Raw genomic sequence first — 20,485 nt, 5'->3', positions numbered from 1 at the left:
AGCGCCCCGTAGCGGAGCGCGGCGCAGCGGCGGCGTCCACTAGTTGGTGCGGTTCGACCACCCTGGCGGGAGGTGTTCGGGACCGGTGTCGATGACGGTCTCGTCGTCGGTTCCGACGTATTCGAACAGGGTTATATAGGCGAATTCGGGGACTTCGTAGATGGGGTAGGTCGGTCCCCGGTCACGGTAGGCCCGCATCTCATCCAGGTGGTCGTTCTGGAAGCAGACGGTGTGTTCACCGTGCACGCGGATCCACTGCGGAAAGAAGATGACGCCGTGGATGCGGCGTTTGGCGGGCAGAACGTTGACGGCCACGCAGGTGCCGGTGGGTTCGGTCCAGGAAATTTTGAAACTGTCGTCGTCGAGTTGGACCAGGTCGACCTCCTGGCCTTTGACCCAGCGGCCTCCGACATGTCCGGAGTGGATGCGATAGTCGATGGTGCCGGCGTTCTTGACGTACATTTCGTACTGCCATCCGTTGGCGTAGGTGTAAATGAAGCGATGTCCGACGATTCCCGAAAGATCTTGCGACGGGATCGGATTCGTGACACTGGTCATTGCCGTTCCTCCCATTTGGGCCGCAGCTTCTATACTAGGAGATCCTGCCAGGAACGGGGGCTGCGGCGGCCGGGCCCGGCAACGTCGACCTTTCCTGGACAGTCAATGGACGACATCGGCCATGGCGATATGCGGTATGCGGATATGTGAGACTGATTCCGATGAGCCACCTGGACGAGGCCGCACGCCGGTCTCTGCTGCGGCGCGGATTTGCCCTCGAATACGCCACCCTGTTCTGGAACGCGGTCGGCATCGTTATCCTCGCGTCAGCCGCCATCGAGGCCGAATCCGTGGCGCTGGCCGGGTTCGGTTTGGACTCGCTGATCGAGATCGGTGCCTCATTGGCGGTGATCTGGGAGCTCTCCGGAACTGGAGCAGCCCGTCGACGAAAAGCGTTGCGGCTCATTGGCGCCGCCTTCGGAGCGCTAGGTATCTACCTGACGGTGCAGTCAACGACGGTCCTGGTTGCCGGCTTTCACCCCAAGCCCTCGTCCCTTGGCATCGCTTGGACGACGGTCACCGCAGCGACGATGTTCGCGCTTGCGGCCGGCAAGGCCCGAACCGGTGCCGCCCTGAGCAACCCCGTGCTCACCACCGAGGGCCGCGTAACCCTCATCGACGGCCTGCTGGCCGCCGCCGTGCTACTCGGCCTACTGCTGAACAGCATCGCCGGGTGGTGGTGGGCGGACCCCCTCGCCGGCTACGTGCTCGTGTTCTACGCGCTGCGTGAGGTCCACGAAATCTTCTTCACCGAGGGTGGATGAATGACTCAGGGAATGGTCGCGGTCCCGGGCGGCAACGTGTGGTTCAGGCGGACCGGCGGCGGCGCGGGTCTTCCGCTGCTCGTCATTCACGGCGGACCGGGCCTGCCGCACGACTACTTGCGGTCATTGGGGCGGTTGGCCACGGAGCGCGAGGTCATCTTCTGGGATCAGCTCGGTTGCGGAAACTCCAAATGCCCACCCGACCGCGATCTTTGGACGATGGAGCGCTCGGTGGCCGAGGTGGATGCCGTGGTGCGAGCCCTGGGCCTGGACCGCTTCCACCTCTTCGGCAACTCCTGGGGCGGAATGTTGGCCCAACAGTATGTGCTCGACGCGGCGCCCGCCGGCGCCGCGAGCCTGACCATTTCCAACAGCATCGCGTCCATACCGGAGTTCGCGAAGATGGTGGCGCGCTTGAAATCTGAACTGGACCCCGCCACCCAGGCCGCCATCGACCGGCACGAGGCCGCCGGCAGCACGCACGCGCCCGAGTATCAGGCCGCCATCCGAACCTGGAACGAAACCTACCTGTGCCGGGTACGCCCGTGGCCGCGCGAGCTCGAGGATGCGTTCCGCAACATGGGCGCCGAAGTTTTCGAGACCATGTTCGGCCCCAGCGACTTTCACATCGTGGGGACGATCCGGAACTGGGATGTGGTCGACCGGCTCGGCGAAATCGCCGCGCCGACACTGGTACTCGCGGGTCGATACGACGAATGCGTGCCCGAACACATGTGGGAAATGCACCAGCGCATACCGGGTTCACGGTTCGAGCTGTTCGAGGCCAGCGCACACATGCCGTTCATCGAAGAGCCGGACAGGTTCGATGCGGTGATGCGCGACTTCCTGCGCCGGCATGATGCCTGAGGCCGTCGGGCGGCTACAACCTCAGTTCTTCTTGGCCGCGTTGAATTTTGCGACGTTGGCCCGGAAGTCCTCGGTCACGAACGACTGGCTCTCGGCCGACAGCGCATAGTCCAGGCTGGCGAGCACGGCCCGCTCCAGATGAATGTTGAGCACCCGCTTGGTGCTCTCCACCGCCTGCTGAGGGAGCTCCAGAATCTTTTTGGCGCTGGCGATCGCCTCCGCGACCGGGTCGTCCGCAATGTGATTGGCCAAGCCGAGCTCGACGGCCCGCTGTGCGCTGATCCGGGTGCCGGTGAGGGCGAATTCCTTGGCCAGCAGCAGGCTGATGTGCAGCGGCCAGGTCAGCGGTCCACCGTCGGCGGCCACCAGCCCCACCTGCACGTGCGGGTCGGCCAGATAGGCGCTTTCGGCGATGTAGACGATGTCGCTGAGCGCAACCAGGCTGCAGCCCAGCCCGACGGCGGGGCCGTTGACCGCCGCCACCACCGGAATTCGGCAGCGGGCCATGCCCAGCACGATCTCGCGCCCGTCCCGGATGGTTTTGGCGCGCAGCTCAGCGTCGTTCGCCAGCTCCTCCAGATACGTGAAATCGCCGCCGGCCGAAAACGCCCGCCCGGCACCGGTGATCACCGCGGCGCGGGCGGTGGGATCATCGGTGAGTCGCTGCCAGAGCCGCGCGAGCCCGACGTGCAGGTTGTCATTGACCGAGTTGAGCGAATCCGGGCGGTTGAGCGTGATGATGCGCAGGGCACCGTCGGCCTGAACGTCGATTTCGGTAGGCATGTCGTACACGTCAGACTCCCAATCCCAAGATTCGTGAAGCGATGATGTTCTTTTGTATCTGCGATGTCCCGCCCATGACGCTCTGCGCCCGGCTGTACAGGTAGGCGCTCAGTAGATCGGGATCGCGGGTTCCCGTGACGGCAAGGGCCGCATGCCCCACGGATTGTTCGACCCACGTCATCAGCAGCTTGTCCAGCGAGCCTTCCGAGCCGTGCGATACCCCGTCGAGCTGTTCGGAGAGCCGCCGGCGGACGTGATGGGTCAGCATATCCGACTGAACCGCGGCCCACGCCAGCTCCTCGGGCACTTCACCGTCGTTGCGCGACAACAGCTCTCGGACGAGCTTGCCGTAGCGGGCCGCATAGCCGAGCGTGGAGGGCTCGCGTTCGTGCCCCACGACCGTCATGGCCACGGCCCAGCCATCGCCGGGAGCACCGACCATCCGGTCCGCCGGCACCGTCGCATCATCGAAGAACACCTGGCCGAATTCGTTGGTGACCCCGTTGATCATCTGCAGCGGGCGCTGTTGCACGCCAGGCTGTTTCATGTCCAGGACGAACGCAGACAGGCCGCGGTGTCGCTTGGCCTCGGGGTCGGTGCGCGCCAGCAACAGACACCGGTCCGCCACATCGGAATAGCTGGTCCAGATCTTGTGCCCGTTCACCACATAGTTGTCGCCCTCGAGGCGAGCGGTGGTGGTCAGCGACGCCAGATCCGAGCCGGCGCCCGGCTCGCTGAACCCCTGGCACCAGCGCTCGGTGCCGTTGATGATGCCGGGCAGGAAGCGCTTTCGGAGCTCGTCGCTGGCGTGGGCGCCGATGCCGTACACCAGATAGCCGACGCTGGGGCGCGGCGGCGCACCGGCACGCACCAGCTCCTCGTCGACGATGACGTCGTAGACCGGCGCCAGGTCCTGGCCGCCCCAATCGCGTGGCCAGGACAGGCCGAAAAAGCCGTTCTCGTACAAAGCACGGTGCCAGTCGGCCATGCGCACCCAGTACTCGTCGCCCGAGCCCGAGAACTCCTTGGCGTGTGCGGCAAGCCAGGTGCGCAGCCGCTCCCGGAAGGCGGCTTCGTCGGGTGAGTCACGAAAGTCCAAGATCGATCTCCTTCAACGCGACCGGCCACAGCTCGGTCGATGTGAGGGCACGGCGCAGGTAGACATGCGCCACGCATTCCCAGGTGTTGCCGATACCGCCGTGCACCTGGATGGCCGTCTCGCAGACGGTGCGGGTGGCGCGCCCGCAGTAGACCTTTGCGATCTGGGCGGCCCGAATGGCTTCGGCGGGGGCGAGCTCGTCGACGGCCCACGCGGCATGCCGCAACACGCTCACCGAACCCTCGATCAGCGCAAGGCTTTCGGCCAGCAAGTGCGCGATGGCTTGGTACGAGCCGATCTGCTTGCCGTACTGTTCGCGGATTTTTGCATAGTCGCACGCGACGGCGTGTGCGCCGCGGGCGATGCCCACCAGGTCGGCCGTCGTGGCGACCAGCGCGAGGGCCCGCCATTGTTCGGCAACCTCGGGCGACACGACGCCCAACGTCTCCGGCGATCCCGCGGTCGTGCCGTCGGCCCGCGTGAGGTCGACGCTCTGCGGCGAAACCTGCACATCGACGGCGAGAACCGTGCCACCCGACAGCGACAGGGCCTGCCGGGCGCCGCGGGCATCGATCACCCGATCGTCGACGGCCACGGTCGTCGCCGATACGTCGGCACCGACGTGGCGGCCCAGATCGTCGGCGAGCACGGGACCCAGGAACGGCGTGTCGACCAGCCGGCGGCCGAATTCCTCGGCCACGATGGCCACCTCCACACCGGAGGCCCCGTCGGAACGCAGCGCCCGCCAGCCGGTGTTCTCGATCTGCTTGTCCAGACGGGTGATTCGAGTCTGGTCGTCGAGATCCTGAACCGCTGCCGGCCCGAGATCGTCGGCCAGCTTGGCGGCGGCATCGCGTAATTGCTGTTGTTCAGCTGTCAGACGTACATCCATATCGCTCCTTCAGCACTCGGCGCAGCACCTTGCCGGAAGGCAGGCGAGGAATGTCGGGGACGAACACGACCCGGCTCAGATGTTTATATGACGCCAGTCTTTCGTCCACCCGGGCGGTCAACTCGGTGGCGACCGCGTCGGCGGCGTCGGCGTCCATGGGTTCGGATGCGGCGACCGCGGCGACGACGGCTTCGCCGTTCAGTCCGTCCGGAATCCCGAACACTGCGCAGTCTTTGACGGACGGATGACCGTGCAACACCGTCTCGATTTCGGCGGGCGCGACCTGGAAGCCGCGCACTTTGATCATCTCTTTGAGGCGGTCGGTGATCCGCAGCCAGCCGCCGGTGTCGAGCCAGCCGACGTCCCCGGTGCGGTACCACCCGTCGCGGACCGCATCGGAGGTCGCCTCGGCCGGGAGGTAACCGGCCATGAGCGATGCCGACCGGGCCTGGATCTCACCGACCTCGCCCGCGCCGACCGGCTCGCCGGTCTCCAGCGAAACGACCCGCAGGTCGACCCCGGGCACCGCGCGTCCGACGGTGTCGAGGCGCGGGTCATCGATCGGATTGCACGCTACGACAGGCAATTCCGTGGTTCCGTAGGCCGGGAGCCAACCGACTCCGGTGCGCCGGGTCACCGTCTCCGCGACGTGGGCGGTGACCGGGGTGGCACCCCACATGATGTAGCGCAGCGACGACAGGTCATAGGACTCGAGGTCGGGATGCGAGGCGATGGCCAGCGCGATGGGAGCGACCGCCATTTCCACTGTGATGCGGTCACTTTCGATGTGCCGTAACACCCGGTCGATGTCGAACCGGGGATGCAGCCGCACGCGGGCGCCGGTCTTCAGGGCGGTCAGCAGATTCAACAGTCCGAGGATGTGTGACGGTGGCGTCGCAACCTGGATGCGGTCGTGGCGGGTCAGTTGCAGCGCTTGGCGCCAGTGCCGCACCGCCTCGTCCAGCGAGGCGTGGGTGTGCCGGACGGCCTTCGGCAGGCCGGTGGTGCCGGAACTGAACACCAGCGCCGCGTCCGCCGCAGGCGGCGGTGCGCCGGCTGTCGGCTCTGCGGGTGCGACCGGCTGGTCCATGTGCAGCATCGGCATCAGACCGGCCAGCACCGGGTGGTCGCCGACGGCGTGCTCGGGGTTGGTCAGCGCGAGCGCATGGTCGACCTCGTCGCGCTTCCACGCGGGACTGATGAGCACCGCTGTGGCGGCCAGTCGCCAGATCGCCAGCACGACGGCGAGGAACTCCGGCCGATTGGAGGCCATGACGGCGACGCGTTGACCTGGCGTGACCCCATCTTTCGCCAGGGTGGCGGCCCATCCGTCGGCCAACGCGTCGAGTTCGGGCACGCTGAATCGCCGTTCCTCGAACACGAGCGCCGCCGGCTCGGTCACGTCCCGTCCTTCCCTGACAGACCGGGCTGACCCGACATCCATACAGTCTTGAGAAGATGCTATCGCTTCGTGAGAATAGTATTCTCTATAGTGAAGAATGCAAGTACGGAAGGGGGCGGTCTCAGTGACGGTCACCCGGATCATCGAGGAGACCCCACGGGTGACAGATCCGGCAACAAACGGCTCCAGCGCAGGAACGGTGACGATTCATCTCGACCGCAAGAAGGTCTCGGTGCCCATAGTCCCGGGCGAGACCCTGCTGGAGACCGCGCGACGGGCCGGGCTGGAACCACCTTTCAGTTGCGAGGCCGGCAACTGCGGTACGTGCATGGCCAAGCTCGAAGAGGGCCAGGCCACCATGCGGGTCAACGACGCTCTCGAAGAGGACGAGGTCGCCGAGGGCTACATTCTGACGTGCCAGGGCGTTCCGGATTCGGACTCGGTCACGGTGCGCTACGAGTAGCAGCCAGAGAGGTGGCTTGATATGTCCAAGATGGCCAAGGGCATCATCCTCGTGGAGAGCCGGCCCAGCTCACCCGAGCGCGAACTGGAGTACAACACCTGGTACGACGAGGTGCACCTCGGTGAGCTGGTAGCCCTGGACGGGTTCGTCTCCGCGCGCCGGCTACGGCCCGTTGACGGCGACGGACCCTATGTCGCCATCTACGAGATCGAGGGCGACGACCTGCAGGCGATTCTGGACAACATGATCGCCAACGCGGGGAAGCTGCACATGTCGGACGCCCTGCAGCTGGACCCGGCGCCGATTCCACGACTGCTCGAAACCACCACGGAGTGCGGCGGCTGACCGAGTTCGGCTCGAGTCGCGGCGCGGGAGAGGACCGGTTGATGAAGGTCGACGACCTGATTTTGGTGAGCATTGACGACCACGTGGTCGAGCCGCCGGACATGTTCCTGCGGCACGTGCCCGCCAAGTACAAGGAGGACGCACCCGTCGTCGTCACCGACGACAAGGGCGTGGACCAATGGATGTACCAGGGCAGGCCGCAGGGCGTCAGCGGCCTCAACGCGGTGGTGTCGTGGCCGGCCGAGGAGTGGGGCCGCGATCCCGCCGGCTTCGCGGAGATGCGCCCCGGCGTCTACGACGTCCACGAACGTGTCCGCGACATGAACCGCAACGGCATCCTCGCCTCGATGTGCTTCCCGACCTTCACCGGGTTTTCGGCCCGGCACCTCAACATGACGCGCGAGGACGTCACCCTGGTGATGGTGTCGGCCTACAACGACTGGCACATCGACGATTGGGCCGGGTCCTACCCGGACCGCTTCATCCCGATCGCGATCCTGCCGACCTGGACCCCCGAGGGCATGTGCGCCGAGATCCGCCGCGTCGCCGCGAAGGGCTGCCGGGCGGTCACAATGCCGGAATTGCCGCACCTGGAAGGACTTCCGAGCTACCACGACGAGGACTACTGGGGGCCGGTGTTCCGCACGCTGTCCGAGGAGAACGTGGTGATGTGCCTGCACATCGGCACCGGCTTCGGGGCGATCAGCATGGCGCCCAACGCGCCGATCGACAACCTGATCATTCTGGCCACCCAGGTGTCGGCGATGTGCGCCCAGGATCTGCTGTGGGGCCCCGCGATGCGCAACTATCCCGACCTGAAATTCGCCTTCTCCGAAGGCGGTATCGGTTGGATTCCGTTCTACCTGGACCGCAGCGACCGGCACTACACCAACCAGAAATGGCTGCGTCGCGACTTCGGCCACAAGCTGCCCAGTGATGTCTTTCGTGAGCACTCGCTGGCCTGCTACGTCACCGACAAGACGTCGCTGAAGCTGCGCCACGAGATCGGCATCGACATCATCGCCTGGGAGTGCGACTACCCGCATTCGGACTGCTTCTGGCCGGACGCGCCCGAGCAGGTGCTCGCCGAGCTGAACGCCGCCGGCGCCGACGATTCCGACATCAACAAAATCACCTGGGGCAACGCCTGCCGGTTCTTCGGCTGGGACCCGTTCGCCCGGACCCCACGCGAGCAGGCGAATGTCAAGGCCTTGCGCGCCAAGGGAATTGACGTGGACGTGTCGATCCGATCGCGTGCCGAATGGGCGCGTCGCTACCAGGAAAAGCAGCTGACGTAGCCCGGCCGGGTCAGCCCGCTGGCGGGTTGACGAACCAGACGTTCTCCTCGCGCAGGCTACGGCTGCGCCAGCCGTCGGCCGTGCGGGTCAGCTCGTGGTGGTAGTAGCCCCCGCAGTAACTCAGCTCCGCCATGCCCGGCAACTGCATCGGGTTGTAGAACATGGCGCGCACCGTCGCGACATCTCCGTCGAGATCCAGGATCTCCACGTTGGTGATGTAGTGCATCGACATCGGGATGGCGCCGAAGCCTTGTTCCAACCACGTGGCCACCTCGTCGCGCGGGCCCGCCGCGGCACCCGCCGATGAATAGTCGATATGCGCATCGTCGGTGAAGACCGACCGGTACAGGTCCCAGTCCTTGGCGTCGACGGCGCGGGCGTATTTGTTGAGTAGCGCGGCGATTTCGAGTTCATCGGCGACCCGCTGCTGATCCATCGTTGCACCCTATAACAGGCAGCTATCTCAGGTACAAGGACTTGGAGCACGCATCAGGCAACGTCTTTGAGTTCGGCTACCGCCCGCCCAAGTTGGTGGAATTGGTCGATGGCGGCGTCAAATTCACCGCCGATAGACGGAAGCAGCACGACGTGATCCGCGCCCGCCGCCAGGTGCTCGCCCAGCTTGGCCGCGACATCCGCCGGATCGCCATGCGCGACAAGCGCATTGACCAACCGATCGCTCACCTCGTCGATGTCACTCGCCGAGTAGCCCAGCTCCACCAGCCTCGACGCATAAGACGGCACGCCGAGTCTGGCCGACACCGCCTCGCGCGCGGCCTGGATGTCGCTCGCCATGGACAGGCCAACGACCACGACCTTGTCCGGCCCCAACGCCGCGCGGGCCTCGGCGGTGAACTCCGGCGGCAGCCCGGCGGGAAACGCCCCGTCGGCTTTTTCACCGGCCAGCGCAAGCATTCTCGGCCCGTTGGCGGCGACGATCCGCGGATACGGCGCATCCGGTGCCGGCGGCCACGTCGGGCCGTCCATCGCTTCCAGATAGTCGCGCATCGTCGTCAGCGGGCTGCCGAATTCGCGCCCGACGCTGGCCGCCTGCTCCGGATAGCCGACCCCGATGCCGAGCGCAAGCCTGCCCGGATACGCCTGGGCCAGTTGGGCGGCCGCGGCGTGCATCGTCTGGGCCGGCCGGGCCCAGATGTTGGCGACGCAGGTGCCAAGAGCCAATCGTTTGGTCGCGGCCAACAAAACGGCGAGCTGCACCAAGGCGTCCTTGCCGATGACCTCGTTGGTCCAGACCGCGCCGTACCCGGCGTCTTCCAGGCGGCACGCGGCCTCGCGCAACAGGTCGGCCGGTGGTGTGCCGGTGAACGAGACCGGCAGGCATACGCCCACCGGCCCCAGCGTCTTTCGGACCGTAGTGACCACTGTGTCAGCCATGGCGTCGCTCACTCGCCGAAGTAGTGGCCGGCATCGAGGTCCTCGAGCAGCCCGGGGCGTTCCGGGTGCCAGTCGAGGACTTTCTGCGTCAAGGCATTTGACGTCGGATTGTCCAGCGACGCGAAGAGCGCGAGAAAGCCGAAGTGGCCGGCGTTTTCGGCGGCGATGCTCGACGTCGGCACGTTCAGGTGGCGACCGATGACGGCGGCGATGTCCCGGAACGGCACTCCCTCATCGGCGACGCCGTGCAGACGCGTTCCAGCAGGCGATTTTTCGAGGGCCAGCCGGTACAGGCGCGCGGCGTCGAGCGTGTGCACACCGGGCCAGCGGTTGGCGCCATCGCCGATGTAGCCGGATACGCCGGTATCGCGGGCGACGTTGATCAGGTGGTGGGCGAAGCCATGGTGATCGAAATCGCTGTGCACCAGCGGCGCAAGGCGGATCACCGACGACCGAACCCCGCGCTCGCCGAGCGCGATCACCGCGTTTTCGGAGTCAACCCGTGGGCCGCCGGGCGCCGTGTCCTGTTCGGTGGCGACACCGCCCTGACCCAGGAGCGAGAGCAGCAGCGTTCCCGACGTGCTGACGAATGGCCGATCGGAACCGACGAGTGCTTCCCCGATGGCGCGGACAGCGCGCAGGTCCGTCTCGGCAGCTCCCGCGAAGTCGTCGAAGTCATGCTTGAACGCGAGGTGGATGACGCCGTCGGACGCCGCCGCCGCGTCGCGCAGGCCGTCGAGGTCGTCGAGATCTCCCCGGCGCGCTGTTGCTCCCGCGGCTTGCAGGGCGGCGGCGCCCACGTCCGACCGCGCCAAACCGGTGACCTGGTGCCCGGCGTCGAGGAGTTCGGTGACAACGGCGGAGCCGATGTGACCGGTCGCGCCAGTGACAAAGACGTGCATGAAAGTTCCCTTCTGGGTCCCGTGGGATGTATGCCATAAGTCAATGGCGGGGTGAAAGCCTTGTCCAAGCCCTGTTTCATATGACGCGATGCAATTCAGGCATCACGGCAGTTCACACCGGGTTCTGAGGCATAAAGCGACCGGGCTCTGATTACACTGAGCGCATGACGGACTCGGCATCGCCGGTGGTGGACCTTGACCTGCGGCTGGTGGGTTACTTCGTCGTCGTCGCCGAGCACCGGCACTTCGGCCGGGCCGCCTCAGCACTGCGCGTCGCGCAGCCGTCGTTGAGCCGCCAGATCCGCCGGCTCGAGCAGCAACTCGGCGTCCGCCTGTTGGACCGCACCCCGCAGGGCACCCGGCTCACGGAGGCGGGCGAGGTGTTTCTGCCCCGGGCCAATGCGCTGCTGCGTTCGGCCGCCCAAGCCACCGCGCAGGCGCGAGCGGCCGCGCAGCCCAGCCGGATCACCATCGGGTACACGATGGGCATGATCGTCACGCCCGCGGTGCGCGAGATGCGCCGCGCGCATCCCGAAGCCGATGTCCAAGTCACGCATTTGGATTGGGACCAGGCGCTCGATGCGTTGCTCGGCCATCGGGTGGACGCGGTGGTGACCCGGCTGCCGTTTCCGACCGAAGGGCTGCACGTGACGATCCTGTACGACGAGCCGCGGGTGCTGGCGATACCCGTCGACCATCGCCTGGCCGGCAGGGAATCGGTCACCCTCGACGACATCGCCGACGAACCCATGCCGCGGGTGCGGCATTCGGATCCGGCCTGGAGCGCCTTCTGGCGCATCGATCCGCGACCCGATGGTCGCCGGGCACCCGATGGCCCGTTCATCGATGCGCTGGAGGACAAGTTCGAACTCATCGCCTCGGGGCAAGCCGTGGCGATCACGGCGGGCGTTCACGGCAACGGTGTGCGGCCGGATATCACCACGGTGCCGTTGGAAGGTGTCGAACCCAGCCATGTCGTATTGGCTTGTCGCGCTGGGGATCGCAGCCGCCTGCTGGCGGCCTTCCGCAAGATCGCGGAGGCTGTCCTCACCGGGCCTGCGCCGGCCTGAGCAACGCGCTACTGGGGAAGCTCCGGCGGGGGCCGGTACTCGGGCTCATATCCGGAGACGTGGATCGGGCTCCCGACCAACCGGAATTCGCCCGCTGTGACGATCACCTCCGGGGTCGCCTCGAGCGCCTCGGGCATGGTTCGGACGGCCGCCGCCGGAACGCCAAGCGGGCGCAGTCGTCGTTCCCAGCCGACGGCGCTGTCGGTGGCCAGCATCGCGGTGACGATGGTCAGCACCTCGTCGCGGCGGGCGACTCGCTCGGCCATCGTCTCGAAGCCCCCGATCCCCGCTTCAGCGGCAAACGACTTCCAGAATCCGTCGTGCGTGATGAACAGCGCCAGATATCCGTCGGCCGTCGGAAAGAGCTGCGCCGGAACGTAATAGGAGTGGGCGCCGTAGGGGCGGCGCTGCGGTTCTACCCCGCTGTTGAGGTAGGCGGACGCGTGGTAGTTCAGCTGGGACAGCATGACGTCGCGCAGCGACACATCCACCTGGCCGCCGGTTCCGGAGATGATCTTGGCCAACAACCCCAGCGCCGCGGTCATTCCGGTGGAGTTGTCCGCCGAGGAGTAGCCGGGCAGCGTCGGTGGTCCGTCCGGGTCACCGGTCAGGGCGGCGGTGCCGACGCCCGCCTGCACCACGTAGTCGAAGGCCGGATCGTCGCCGCCGTAGAGGCCGAAGCCGGTGATCGCCACGCAGACGATCTTCTCGTTGTGCCGGCGTAACTCGTCGTAGGTCAGGCCCAGCCGGCGGATGGCGGACGGCTTCAGGTTCACCAGCAGCGCGTGCGATTCGGCGACCAGTTCGCCCAATCGCTGCTGTCCCGCATCGGAATTCAGGTCCAGTGTGATGCTGGACTTGTTGCGGTTGAGGCTGGCGAAGTAGGTGGCGCCGACGCTGCGGGAGATCTCGCCGCCGGCGGGTTCGATCTTGGTGACCTCGGCACCGAGATCGGCGAGCAGCATGGTCGCATACGGACCGGCCAGCATGGTGCCGACCTCGAGGATGCGTACCCCGGCCAGCGGCCCGGTGTTGTCCGCGGTCAACGCAATTCCGCGGCCAGTGAGGCGATCATTTCGCGGGTGCGGCGCTTGGATGCGACCAGCTCGTCGCGGTTGTCGCCAATCGGCAGCAGCCGCACCGACAAATCCGTCACGCCGGCGTCGGCGAATCGGCGCATCCGGGCCAGGATCGCCTCCTCGTCGCCGGCGGCGCACAGATCACCGACATCGCGGGCGTCGCCGCGGTCGAGCAGGCGCTGGTAGTTGGGCGACACCTCGGCCTCGCCCAGGATGCGGTTGGCCCGCTCCTTGGCCTCATCGACTTGCCCAGGGGCACATAGGCATACCGGGATTCCCGCGACGATCCGCGGTGCGGGCCGCCCGGCGTCGGCGGCGGCCTTGGTGATCTTCGGCGCGATGTGATCGCCGATCGCGCGCTCGTCGGCCATCCACAAAACGGTGCCGTCGGCGAGTTCACCGGCGATCTGCAGCATCACCGGTCCCAGCGCGGCGACCAGCACCGGCATCGGGGTGTCGGCCCCGATCGCCAACGGATTGTGCACCTTGAACGAATCGTTCTCGACGTCAACCGATCCCGGCCCAGCGACGGCGGCGCTGAGCACCTGCAGGTAATCGCGGGTGTAGGCGGCCGGCTTCTCGTACGGCAGGCCGAGCATGTCCCGGATGATCCAATGGTGCGACGGCCCGACGCCAAGCGCCAGCCGCCCACCGGCCACCGCATGCGTCGAGAGCGCCTGGCGGGCAAGGGCGATCGGGTGCTGGGCCTGCAGCGGCACCACGGCGGTACCCAACTCGATGCGCGAGCTGTGGGCGGCCATCAGCGACACCATGGTCAGGCAGTCGAAGTCGTTGGGCACCTGTGGCATCCACGCCGTGTCCAGGCCCGCGGATTCGGCCCATTCGATATCGGAGGTCAGTCTGTCGACCTTGCGGGCCATGTCGCCACGCTCGGCGCCGATCATTACTCCGACGCGCATGATTCCTCCGTGACTGGGTCGGAAGTTCCGGTCAGCGCGCGGATGTCGCGCACCAGGTTGTCCAACGGTGTCCCGGTGGGGAATACCGCTGCGGCGCCGGCGGAGAGCAGCTTGGGAACATCGGCGTGCGGGATGGTGCCCCCGACGACGACAGCGATGTCGGCGGCATCCGCGGCGCGCAGCGCCTCCACGGTGCGCGCGGTGAGGGCCAGGTGGGCACCCGACAGGATGCTCAACCCCACCACCGCCACGTCCTCCTGGACGGCGATCGAGGCGATGTCCTCGATGCGCTGGCGGATGCCGGTGTAGATGACCTCGAACCCGGCGTCGCGCAGGGTGCGGGCGACGATCTTCGCGCCGCGGTCATGCCCGTCCAAGCCGGGTTTGGCAACGAGAACGCGGACGGCCATCTAGAACACCACCGGTTGCTGGAATTCGCCCCATACCGCCTTGAGCGCGGAGACCATTTCCCCGACCGTGCAGTACGCGTTGGCGCAGTCGATCAGCTTGTGCATCAGATTGTCGTCTCCCTCGGCTGACCGCGACAGCGCAGCCAACGTGGATTTCACTGCGGCCGAATCCCTTTCGGCCTTGACCTTGGACAGCCGCTTGAGCTGCAGATCACGTCCTTCGGCATCGAGTTCATAGGTGACGACATCGTGCGCCAGCTCCTCGGTCACGAACCGGTTGACCCCGACGACGGGCCGGGTGCCGGCTTCAACGTCGCGATGCATGTTGAAGGCTTCGTCGGCGATCAGGCCCTGCAGGTAACCGTCCTCGATGGCCTGCACCATTCCACCATGCCGCTCGAGGTCGGACATGATCTCGATGATGCGCTCCTCGGTCGCATCGGTCAGCGCCTCCACGAAGTAGGAGCCGCCGAGCGGGTCGGCGACGCTGGCGACGCCGGTTTCGTGCGCCAAGATCTGCTGCGTGCGCAGGGCCAGTGTGGTGGTTTCCTCGGTCGGCAGCGCGAACGGCTCGTCCCAGGCCGCCGTGAACATCGACTGCACGCCGCCCAGCACCGCGGCCATCGCCTCGTAGGCCACCCGGACGATGTTGTTGTGGGCCTGCGGCGCGTACAGCGACGCGCCACCACAGACGCAGCCGAAGCGGAACATCGCAGCCTTCGCCGTCGTCGCCCCGTAACGCTCCTGCACGATCGTCGCCCAACGCCGGCGTCCCGCACGGTATTTGGCGATCTCTTCGAAGAAATCCCCGTGGGTGTAGAAGAAGAACGAGATCTGCGGCGCGAACTGGTCGATCGTCATCCGACCGCGCTCGACCACGGTGTCGCAATACGTCACCCCGTCGGCCAGGGTGAACGCCATCTCCTGCACCGCGTTGGCCCCCGCATCGCGGAAGTGCGCGCCGGCCACCGATATCGCGTTGAACCGGGGAACCTCGGCCGCGCAGAATTCGATGGTGTCGGCGATCAGTCGTAGCGACGGCTCCGGCGGCCATATCCAGGTACCGCGCGAGGCGTACTCCTTGAGGATGTCGTTCTGGATGGTCCCGGTGAGCTTCTCCCGCGGGATCCCCTTCTTCTCGGCGGCGGCGACGTAGAACGCCAGCAGGATCGCCGCCGTCCCGTTGATCGTCATGCTCGTGCTGAGCTTGTCCAACGGGATGCCGTCGAACAGGATCTCGAAGTCGGCCAGGGTGTCCACAGCGACGCCGACCCGGCCGACCTCCTCGCCGAACTCGGGGTCATCGGAGTCGTATCCGCACTGCGTGGGCAGGTCGAGCGCCACCGAAAGGCCCGTCCCGCCCTGCTCCAGCAGGTAGCGATAACGGCGGTTGGATTCCTCGGCGGTGCCGAATCCCGAGTACTGGCGGAAGGTCCAGAGCTTGCCGCGGTAGCCGGACGCGAAGTTACCCCTGGTGAAGGGGAACTCCCCCGGTTGCGGAGGCTCTGCGCTTACATCCGCCGGCCCGTATACGGGCTGCAGCGGGATACCAGACGGAGTGTGGGCCGTATTATCCATCGGTGAATAACGTACTTGCAAAAAAAGAGAATGCCAATACCACGTGCTTGACCAGGTAAAAGGAGGCTCCGTGCCCAACGGTTTGCTCGTCGATCGCACCGTCGTCATCTCCGGTGGCAGCCGCGGGATCGGGCTCGCGATCGGAATCGGTGCGGCCAGGCAGGGCGCCAACGTGGTGCTCCTGGCCAAGACCGACACCCCGCATCCCCGCCTTCCCGGGACCGTGCACACCGCCGCGGCCGAAGTCGAGGCCGCCGGCGGCAAGGCGCTGGCGGTCGTCGGCGACGTCCGTCGCGAAGAGGACGTGCAACGCGTGGTCGATGCGGCGGTGCAACGGTTCGGCGGCGTCGACGTCTGCGTCAACAACGCCAGCGCCATCGCGGTGGAACCGACCGCCAAGTTGTCGGCCAAGAAGTACGACCTGATGCAGGAGATCAACCTGCGCGGCACCTTCCTGCTGACCAAGGCGTGCGTGCCGCACCTGGAGAAATCCGCCAACCCGCACGTGCTCACCATCTCGCCACCGGTGAACATGAACCCCCGCTGGCTGGGCGAGCACCCGGCCTACACCCTGTCCAAATACGGCATGACGCTGCTGTCGCTGGGCTGGGCGGTGGAATTCGCCTTCCAACCCGGGAGAGTCGGCATCGGGGTGAATTGCCTGTGGCCGCAGACGTATATCGCCACCGCGGCGGTGGCGAACATGGCCGACGGGGACAAGCTGGCCGAGTCGTCGCGCAGCCCCGAGATCATGGCCGACGCGGCGGTCGAGATCATCTCTCGCCCCAGCCGGGAAGCGACCGGCAACTGCTACATCGACGCCGATGTTCTGCGGTCTGCCGGTGTCGAGGACCTGTCCCGGTACGGCGGCGGCGACCAACCGATTCCGGACCTGTTTCTCGACTGAGCGTCTATGCGCGGCAGATGATTTCGCCGTGCGGGATGGCGATCCAGCCATCCGGGGCGGCGGCCCATTCCCGCCACGCGGCCGAGATCTCCTCGAGCTGCGCGGTCGTCGCCAGATCGAGGCTCACCAGGTCGCGGGCCACGGTGGAGTGCAGAATTCGGTCGGCCCACATTCCGCCCCACCAATCGCGCGTCGCGGGCGTGGCATAGCACCACAGGCTGCCCGTGGGTGTGATGTCGCCGAATCCCGCCTGCTGCGCCCACGACAGCAATCGCCGGCCCGCATCCGGTTCGCCGCGGTTGGCGCGCGCGACGCGCTGGTAGAGGTCTCGCCACAGGTCGAGTGCCGGCACTTCGGGGTACCAGACGAACCCCGAGTAATCGGCGTCGCGGGCCGCCACGATGCCGTCCGGCGCGCGCACTCGCCGCATCTCCCGCAGGGCTGCGACCGGATCGGCGACGTGCTGTAGCACCTGATGGGCGTGCACGACATCGAAAGTGCTGTCGGGGAATTCGAGGTGGTGCACGTCGGCGGTCGCGAACGAGACGTTGGACAGAGTGCGCCGCTCGACTTCGGCGCGGGCAACATCGAGCACGTCGTCGACCTGGTCGACGGCGGTGACCGCCCCGGGCGCGACGAGGGCGGCCAGGTCGGCGGTGATGGTGCCGGGTCCGCACCCGACGTCGAGCACGGACAGCCCCGGCTTCAGGTGCGGCAGCAGGTATGCCGCGGAGTCCTCGGCGGTGCGTCGCTGATGAGAACGCAACACCGACTCGTGGTGGCCGTGCGTGTAGGCCGCTCGAAGTTCGTCGTCCACTGTGACCCCTTGCCTACCGCGTCTCGTCTGGCAGCTTACGCGCCGCAGCCACGATATGAAATTACCGTCTCATAATATGGGATGCCTCAGTCGACGGGAACGTTGAGAATCGGTTGGTCGATGCCGGCCCCCGGGCCGTCGAAATGCCACCACTCCCCCGAATACACCTTCAAGCCGCCGTAGTTCATGGCCGAACGCAGCGCAGCCCGGTTCGCGACCGCGTCGGGGCTGATGCCCTGGGTATTGAAAGCAGTTGCCCGAGAGGTGAAGTCGTCGAAATCGGTGCCCATGTCGGCCAGACAGAGCCCACCCGCGTGCTGCCCGGACGGGCACGGCTGCTGCGGCGTCGTGAAGGTCACGTCGACCGAACGCCCCGACTCATGGCTGCGCGCGTACGGACCCGGACGGGCCACCCACGCGGGGTCGGGGACCAGGTTGAACATCTTGACCTGAACGTCGTGCGGCCGATAGCAGTCCCAAAACACCAGCAGATGGCCCTGCGGGCGTAACGCGCCGGCCGCGGCGGCCAGGCCGGGCGTCATCGATTGGTGCACAAGGCATCTGGCGTCGGAGGGATAGAGCTGCGTGTGGGTGAAGTTGTTGGCGGTCGCGTAGCGCAGATCGAGCACCGCGTCGGGAACGACGGCACGGATGTCCACGAAGCCGGCCGCACGCGCGGCGTCGCTGACCGGCGGCACGTCAGGGCCTGCCTGGGCGGTGAGTGGTCCGCTCACCCAGGCAAGCGCCAGCGCCATCGTCAATAGCAGCACACACGCGAGACGCATCCGGTCATTATCCCGATTGGTCGGTCCGGATCGGGTGAAGCACTAGATGATGTCGCAGCCGACGGGGCAGCGGCTTCCGAAAGCTGGGAACGTTCGAAAATACCAGTGGGCTGGTGCGGAGCAACCGCACCAGCCCACCGTGATGTATGTGAGGTTCTTAGACGCTACTGACTCCTACTGCCTGGGGTCCCTTGGCTCCTTGCTCAACCTCGAACTGAACACGCTGGTTCTCATCGAGCGAGCGATAGCCGTTGCCCTGGATCTCGGAGTAGTGGACGAAGAGGTCCTTCGTGCCGTCGTCAGGGGTGATGAAGCCGAAGCCCTTTTCACCGTTGAACCATTTCACAGTTCCCTGTGTCATTTACTTACTTCTCTCATCAAATGCGGATGTACCAAACACATCCATGCGGACTCAGGGTAGCACGAGGCCGACCATATTTGGAAAATAGTTGCGTCGCTTGCTGATTCATTTATCAGCGAGTCGGGACGGCGTCCACGTGTGTGACCGGCGGAACTAGCGCGCCCAGGCCGTGACGGAGCCGCCCCCTTGGATGCAGAAAGGTCGCCACCGCAGCAGCTCACCTGAGTGCGGCATGCACGGCGCCGGCGGCCTGTAGAGTGGAGGGATCCGCGCTCTAGCGGTCACTCACCGCGAATCGCGAACGAATCACGAATGAGACCGCCGTGCGATTCGATCGTCGTCCGACGCCAGGTAACAATACGTATCGGCCGAACTCTTCATCCGGAAGGACAGCCCATGGACCAGTCGAACCTGTTTTCCCACCCCGAGGCACCGAAGTATGTCGCTTCGGGCGAAACCTCTGAGAAACCGGTCGAGCACCCGACGTTTTCCGATCGGCCCGATACAGAGGCTGTACGTCGTACAAATTGCGTCCCTGATGGGCGTTGAAGTGCTTGGACGTCAGGATGCTTTGGCGTACCTGCGGACCAATTCGCCTTCTCCGAACGTATCGGTTCGCTGCTGACCGTTATCGTCTCGACTGAAAAACGTCCACTGGGGCGGACCACTCTGCGGACCACTGATCATCTTGACCGTCAGACGCAATTCGGTGGGACGCCGCGTGCCTATGATGTCACCGACCCGGATCTGCGATGGGTGGATCTCAACCGCGTCGCACCAGTTCGCTATTGCCATGTAATCCGTCCTCGCCGTTGCCACCACCCTACCCGTCATCCCGCTCCAAGAGCAGATGACAAGCATCGTCTCCTCATCCCTTGCACCGCAAGAGGTTTGTTGCGGTGGCAATGACAAGCTTCAGCTACCGGGCGAATTTCCCAGACGCCGTCGGCCAAGCCGTGCCGTGCTTGCGCGCTGTCGCTGGCCACCCGACCCCCCGGGCGGGCCGTTGGTGGCGTAGCGTAAAAGACGAGCCGTTCGTTGTCAGCGGTGGTCCACCGCGCAGTCGGCGCGGACGATACACCCGGGCAATGTGATTCCTCCGTTGATCCCGCACCCGCGGGCTCGACGACGCCGAGCGCGAAGGAACCGCCCGTGGATCATGCAATCCCGGCCATCACCCAACGCCGGAAAAATCCGACAAATTCTGCGGATGACTGCACCTTCGTGAATAGGTGCGCGAATTGCCAACTGCGGTACTTCCGATGAGCTACGCGGCCAGGACCCGGCGCCAGGCCACTCCCATCCGGCTATCGGTTGCTCGCCACCTCGGCCGCGATATCGACGGCGCGTGGTGGCCGCGTGCAGATCGCATCACCAATGAATTACCCGAGCTCGTTGCGGTCTTGACTCCGTTGCTCGGGGATGTCACTTCCATCAGTGTGAACTGGTCATCGCTGCAGCGACCACCCGATTTCAACTGGCCGGGGTGGGAAGGCAAGCGCCAGCACGTCATGACGGTGAGCGGCGCACATGGTTGCGCGAATCTGCTGATCGTCTCTTACGCGACCCACAGTGCGTTGGCCCTGATGGTGCTGCGTTGCGCCGCGGACCTGCCCGTCGAGGCTGCCGACCGCGCCAAACCCGCATTTATTGCCGCAGAGGCGATCCTGCGGGCCGCACAACAACAATGTGAACGGGCTTCCGGCTACTAGCCAACGACCAGCGCTATATCCCGCCGAGGTATAACATCATCTACTACCAAATCTACTACCAACAAGTGAAACGCCTTG

The 20,485-nt window shown here is 66.1% G+C and carries 24 protein-coding genes; 8 read left to right on the top strand and 16 right to left on the bottom strand.

From position 1 onward, the window contains the following. Nucleotides 1-39 precede the first annotated feature (39 nt). The gene (locus tag A5760_RS16185) at nt 40-558 is read right to left on the bottom strand and encodes a phenolic acid decarboxylase (protein ID WP_064882450.1); all 519 of its coding nucleotides are present in this window, start codon (nt 556-558) and stop codon (nt 40-42) included. 161 nt (nt 559-719) lie between these two features. Between A5760_RS16185 and A5760_RS16180 the strand changes: the two genes are divergently transcribed. Beyond that, the gene (locus tag A5760_RS16180) at nt 720-1,322 is read left to right on the top strand and encodes a cation transporter (protein WP_064882448.1); all 603 of its coding nucleotides are present in this window, start codon (nt 720-722) and stop codon (nt 1,320-1,322) included. 12 nt (nt 1,323-1,334) lie between these two features. Continuing rightward, nucleotides 1,335-2,189, top strand: a complete 855-nt coding sequence (locus tag A5760_RS16175) for a proline iminopeptidase-family hydrolase (protein WP_082279488.1) — start codon at nt 1,335-1,337, stop codon at nt 2,187-2,189. Between the two features lie 21 nt (nt 2,190-2,210). Here the strand turns inward: A5760_RS16175 and A5760_RS16170 are convergent, their stop codons facing one another. From A5760_RS16170 to A5760_RS16155, 4 genes are read right to left on the bottom strand one after another with little or no spacing between them, the layout of a single operon-like run. Next, nucleotides 2,211-2,981, bottom strand: a complete 771-nt coding sequence (locus tag A5760_RS16170) for an enoyl-CoA hydratase/isomerase family protein (RefSeq protein WP_064882445.1) — start codon at nt 2,979-2,981, stop codon at nt 2,211-2,213. Nucleotide 2,982: 1 nt separating this feature from the next. After that, entirely contained in the window at nt 2,983-4,071 is a 1,089-nt protein-coding gene (locus tag A5760_RS16165) for an acyl-CoA dehydrogenase family protein (protein WP_064882441.1), read from the bottom strand. Beyond that, the gene (locus A5760_RS16160; protein ID WP_064882439.1) at nt 4,058-4,963 is read right to left on the bottom strand and encodes an acyl-CoA dehydrogenase family protein; all 906 of its coding nucleotides are present in this window, start codon (nt 4,961-4,963) and stop codon (nt 4,058-4,060) included. The genes A5760_RS16165 and A5760_RS16160 overlap by 14 nt, the downstream gene beginning before the upstream one ends. Beyond that, the gene (locus A5760_RS16155) at nt 4,941-6,365 is read right to left on the bottom strand and encodes a class I adenylate-forming enzyme family protein (protein WP_064882437.1); all 1,425 of its coding nucleotides are present in this window, start codon (nt 6,363-6,365) and stop codon (nt 4,941-4,943) included. Before A5760_RS16155 ends, A5760_RS16160 begins: the two co-directional genes overlap by 23 nt. Before the next feature lie 124 nt (nt 6,366-6,489). Here A5760_RS16155 and A5760_RS16150 point away from each other — a divergent pair, with 124 nt between their 5' ends. The 3 genes from A5760_RS16150 to A5760_RS16140 are packed head-to-tail and all read left to right on the top strand — an operon-like array spanning nt 6,490 to nt 8,471. Next, entirely contained in the window at nt 6,490-6,828 is a 339-nt protein-coding gene (locus A5760_RS16150; RefSeq protein WP_064882435.1) for a 2Fe-2S iron-sulfur cluster-binding protein, read from the top strand. Nucleotides 6,829-6,858: 30 nt separating this feature from the next. Then, nucleotides 6,859-7,173: a DUF4286 family protein gene (locus tag A5760_RS16145; RefSeq protein ID WP_064882820.1), complete on the top strand. Its 315-nt coding sequence runs from the start codon at nt 6,859-6,861 to the stop codon at nt 7,171-7,173. A 41-nt stretch (nt 7,174-7,214) separates the two neighbouring features. Next, the gene (locus tag A5760_RS16140) at nt 7,215-8,471 is read left to right on the top strand and encodes an amidohydrolase family protein (RefSeq protein WP_064882818.1); all 1,257 of its coding nucleotides are present in this window, start codon (nt 7,215-7,217) and stop codon (nt 8,469-8,471) included. A 10-nt stretch (nt 8,472-8,481) separates the two neighbouring features. Here A5760_RS16140 and A5760_RS16135 read toward each other — a convergent pair whose 3' ends face one another. From A5760_RS16135 to A5760_RS16125, 3 genes are read right to left on the bottom strand one after another with little or no spacing between them, the layout of a single operon-like run. Next, complete coding sequence (locus A5760_RS16135; RefSeq protein ID WP_064882434.1) at nt 8,482-8,907, bottom strand: nuclear transport factor 2 family protein; 426 nt, start codon at nt 8,905-8,907, stop codon at nt 8,482-8,484. 53 nt (nt 8,908-8,960) lie between these two features. Beyond that, nucleotides 8,961-9,866, bottom strand: coding sequence for a TIGR03620 family F420-dependent LLM class oxidoreductase (locus A5760_RS16130; protein ID WP_064882816.1), 906 nt, complete (start codon nt 9,864-9,866; stop codon nt 8,961-8,963). An 8-nt stretch (nt 9,867-9,874) separates the two neighbouring features. Then, nucleotides 9,875-10,768, bottom strand: coding sequence for an SDR family oxidoreductase (locus A5760_RS16125; protein ID WP_064882432.1), 894 nt, complete (start codon nt 10,766-10,768; stop codon nt 9,875-9,877). A 164-nt stretch (nt 10,769-10,932) separates the two neighbouring features. Here A5760_RS16125 and A5760_RS16120 point away from each other — a divergent pair, with 164 nt between their 5' ends. After that, the gene (locus A5760_RS16120; RefSeq protein WP_064882430.1) at nt 10,933-11,838 is read left to right on the top strand and encodes a LysR family transcriptional regulator; all 906 of its coding nucleotides are present in this window, start codon (nt 10,933-10,935) and stop codon (nt 11,836-11,838) included. 8 nt (nt 11,839-11,846) lie between these two features. On the opposite strand, the gene A5760_RS16115 is transcribed toward A5760_RS16120, so the two are convergent. From A5760_RS16115 to A5760_RS16100, 4 genes are read right to left on the bottom strand one after another with little or no spacing between them, the layout of a single operon-like run. Then, entirely contained in the window at nt 11,847-12,884 is a 1,038-nt protein-coding gene (locus A5760_RS16115; RefSeq protein WP_064882428.1) for a CaiB/BaiF CoA transferase family protein, read from the bottom strand. Further along, nucleotides 12,881-13,837, bottom strand: coding sequence for an LLM class F420-dependent oxidoreductase (locus tag A5760_RS16110; protein WP_064882427.1), 957 nt, complete (start codon nt 13,835-13,837; stop codon nt 12,881-12,883). The genes A5760_RS16115 and A5760_RS16110 overlap by 4 nt, the downstream gene beginning before the upstream one ends. Then, nucleotides 13,822-14,247 (bottom strand): cobalamin-dependent protein, encoded by a 426-nt coding sequence (locus tag A5760_RS16105; protein ID WP_064882425.1) that lies wholly within the window; start codon nt 14,245-14,247, stop codon nt 13,822-13,824. Before A5760_RS16105 ends, A5760_RS16110 begins: the two co-directional genes overlap by 16 nt. Then, entirely contained in the window at nt 14,248-15,825 is a 1,578-nt protein-coding gene (locus tag A5760_RS16100) for a methylmalonyl-CoA mutase family protein (protein WP_064882423.1), read from the bottom strand. Nucleotides 15,826-15,895: 70 nt separating this feature from the next. Between A5760_RS16100 and A5760_RS16095 the strand changes: the two genes are divergently transcribed. Next, entirely contained in the window at nt 15,896-16,732 is an 837-nt protein-coding gene (locus A5760_RS16095) for an SDR family oxidoreductase (protein WP_064882422.1), read from the top strand. A 4-nt stretch (nt 16,733-16,736) separates the two neighbouring features. On the opposite strand, the gene A5760_RS16090 is transcribed toward A5760_RS16095, so the two are convergent. From A5760_RS16090 to A5760_RS26205, 4 genes are all read right to left on the bottom strand, one after another. Continuing rightward, nucleotides 16,737-17,549 (bottom strand): methyltransferase domain-containing protein, encoded by an 813-nt coding sequence (locus A5760_RS16090; RefSeq protein ID WP_064882420.1) that lies wholly within the window; start codon nt 17,547-17,549, stop codon nt 16,737-16,739. A gap of 86 nt (nt 17,550-17,635) precedes the next feature. Beyond that, nucleotides 17,636-18,304: a M15 family metallopeptidase gene (locus tag A5760_RS16085; protein WP_231122654.1), complete on the bottom strand. Its 669-nt coding sequence runs from the start codon at nt 18,302-18,304 to the stop codon at nt 17,636-17,638. Nucleotides 18,305-18,491: 187 nt separating this feature from the next. Beyond that, nucleotides 18,492-18,695, bottom strand: a complete 204-nt coding sequence (locus A5760_RS16080; protein WP_064882416.1) for a cold-shock protein — start codon at nt 18,693-18,695, stop codon at nt 18,492-18,494. A gap of 561 nt (nt 18,696-19,256) precedes the next feature. Further along, complete coding sequence (locus A5760_RS26205; protein ID WP_082279501.1) at nt 19,257-19,490, bottom strand: hypothetical protein; 234 nt, start codon at nt 19,488-19,490, stop codon at nt 19,257-19,259. A gap of 467 nt (nt 19,491-19,957) precedes the next feature. On the opposite strand from A5760_RS26205, the gene A5760_RS16075 reads away from it, so the two are divergent. After that, the gene (locus A5760_RS16075) at nt 19,958-20,407 is read left to right on the top strand and encodes a DUF5994 family protein (protein ID WP_064882414.1); all 450 of its coding nucleotides are present in this window, start codon (nt 19,958-19,960) and stop codon (nt 20,405-20,407) included. Nucleotides 20,408-20,485: the final 78 nt, after the last annotated feature.

It is taken from the genome of Mycobacterium colombiense (assembly GCF_001665835.1).
Taxonomy (GTDB): domain Bacteria; phylum Actinomycetota; class Actinomycetes; order Mycobacteriales; family Mycobacteriaceae; genus Mycobacterium; species Mycobacterium colombiense_A.
This window is presented reverse-complemented; position numbering and strand designations above follow the sequence as displayed.

What these genes read in the sequence shown, in the direction of transcription:
- A5760_RS16185 (WP_064882450.1), bottom strand. Translation starts at nt 558, where the DNA reads ATGACCAGTGTCACGAATCCGATCCCGTCGCAAGATCTTTCGGGAATC.
- A5760_RS16180 (WP_064882448.1), top strand. Translation starts at nt 720, where the DNA reads ATGAGCCACCTGGACGAGGCCGCACGCCGGTCTCTGCTGCGGCGCGGA.
- A5760_RS16175 (WP_082279488.1), top strand. Translation starts at nt 1,335, where the DNA reads ATGGTCGCGGTCCCGGGCGGCAACGTGTGGTTCAGGCGGACCGGCGGC.
- A5760_RS16160 (WP_064882439.1), bottom strand. Translation starts at nt 4,963, where the DNA reads ATGGATGTACGTCTGACAGCTGAACAACAGCAATTACGCGATGCCGCC.
- A5760_RS16145 (WP_064882820.1), top strand. Translation starts at nt 6,859, where the DNA reads ATGGCCAAGGGCATCATCCTCGTGGAGAGCCGGCCCAGCTCACCCGAG.
- A5760_RS16140 (WP_064882818.1), top strand. Translation starts at nt 7,215, where the DNA reads ATGAAGGTCGACGACCTGATTTTGGTGAGCATTGACGACCACGTGGTC.
- A5760_RS16135 (WP_064882434.1), bottom strand. Translation starts at nt 8,907, where the DNA reads ATGGATCAGCAGCGGGTCGCCGATGAACTCGAAATCGCCGCGCTACTC.
- A5760_RS16130 (WP_064882816.1), bottom strand. Translation starts at nt 9,866, where the DNA reads ATGGCTGACACAGTGGTCACTACGGTCCGAAAGACGCTGGGGCCGGTG.
- A5760_RS16125 (WP_064882432.1), bottom strand. Translation starts at nt 10,768, where the DNA reads ATGCACGTCTTTGTCACTGGCGCGACCGGTCACATCGGCTCCGCCGTT.
- A5760_RS16120 (WP_064882430.1), top strand. Translation starts at nt 10,933, where the DNA reads ATGACGGACTCGGCATCGCCGGTGGTGGACCTTGACCTGCGGCTGGTG.
- A5760_RS16110 (WP_064882427.1), bottom strand. Translation starts at nt 13,837, where the DNA reads ATGCGCGTCGGAGTAATGATCGGCGCCGAGCGTGGCGACATGGCCCGC.
- A5760_RS16105 (WP_064882425.1), bottom strand. Translation starts at nt 14,247, where the DNA reads ATGGCCGTCCGCGTTCTCGTTGCCAAACCCGGCTTGGACGGGCATGAC.
- A5760_RS16100 (WP_064882423.1), bottom strand. Translation starts at nt 15,825, where the DNA reads ATGGATAATACGGCCCACACTCCGTCTGGTATCCCGCTGCAGCCCGTA.
- A5760_RS16085 (WP_231122654.1), bottom strand. Translation starts at nt 18,304, where the DNA reads ATGGCGCTGGCGCTTGCCTGGGTGAGCGGACCACTCACCGCCCAGGCA.
- A5760_RS16080 (WP_064882416.1), bottom strand. Translation starts at nt 18,695, where the DNA reads ATGACACAGGGAACTGTGAAATGGTTCAACGGTGAAAAGGGCTTCGGC.
- A5760_RS26205 (WP_082279501.1), bottom strand. Translation starts at nt 19,490, where the DNA reads ATGGCAATAGCGAACTGGTGCGACGCGGTTGAGATCCACCCATCGCAG.
- A5760_RS16075 (WP_064882414.1), top strand. Translation starts at nt 19,958, where the DNA reads ATGAGCTACGCGGCCAGGACCCGGCGCCAGGCCACTCCCATCCGGCTA.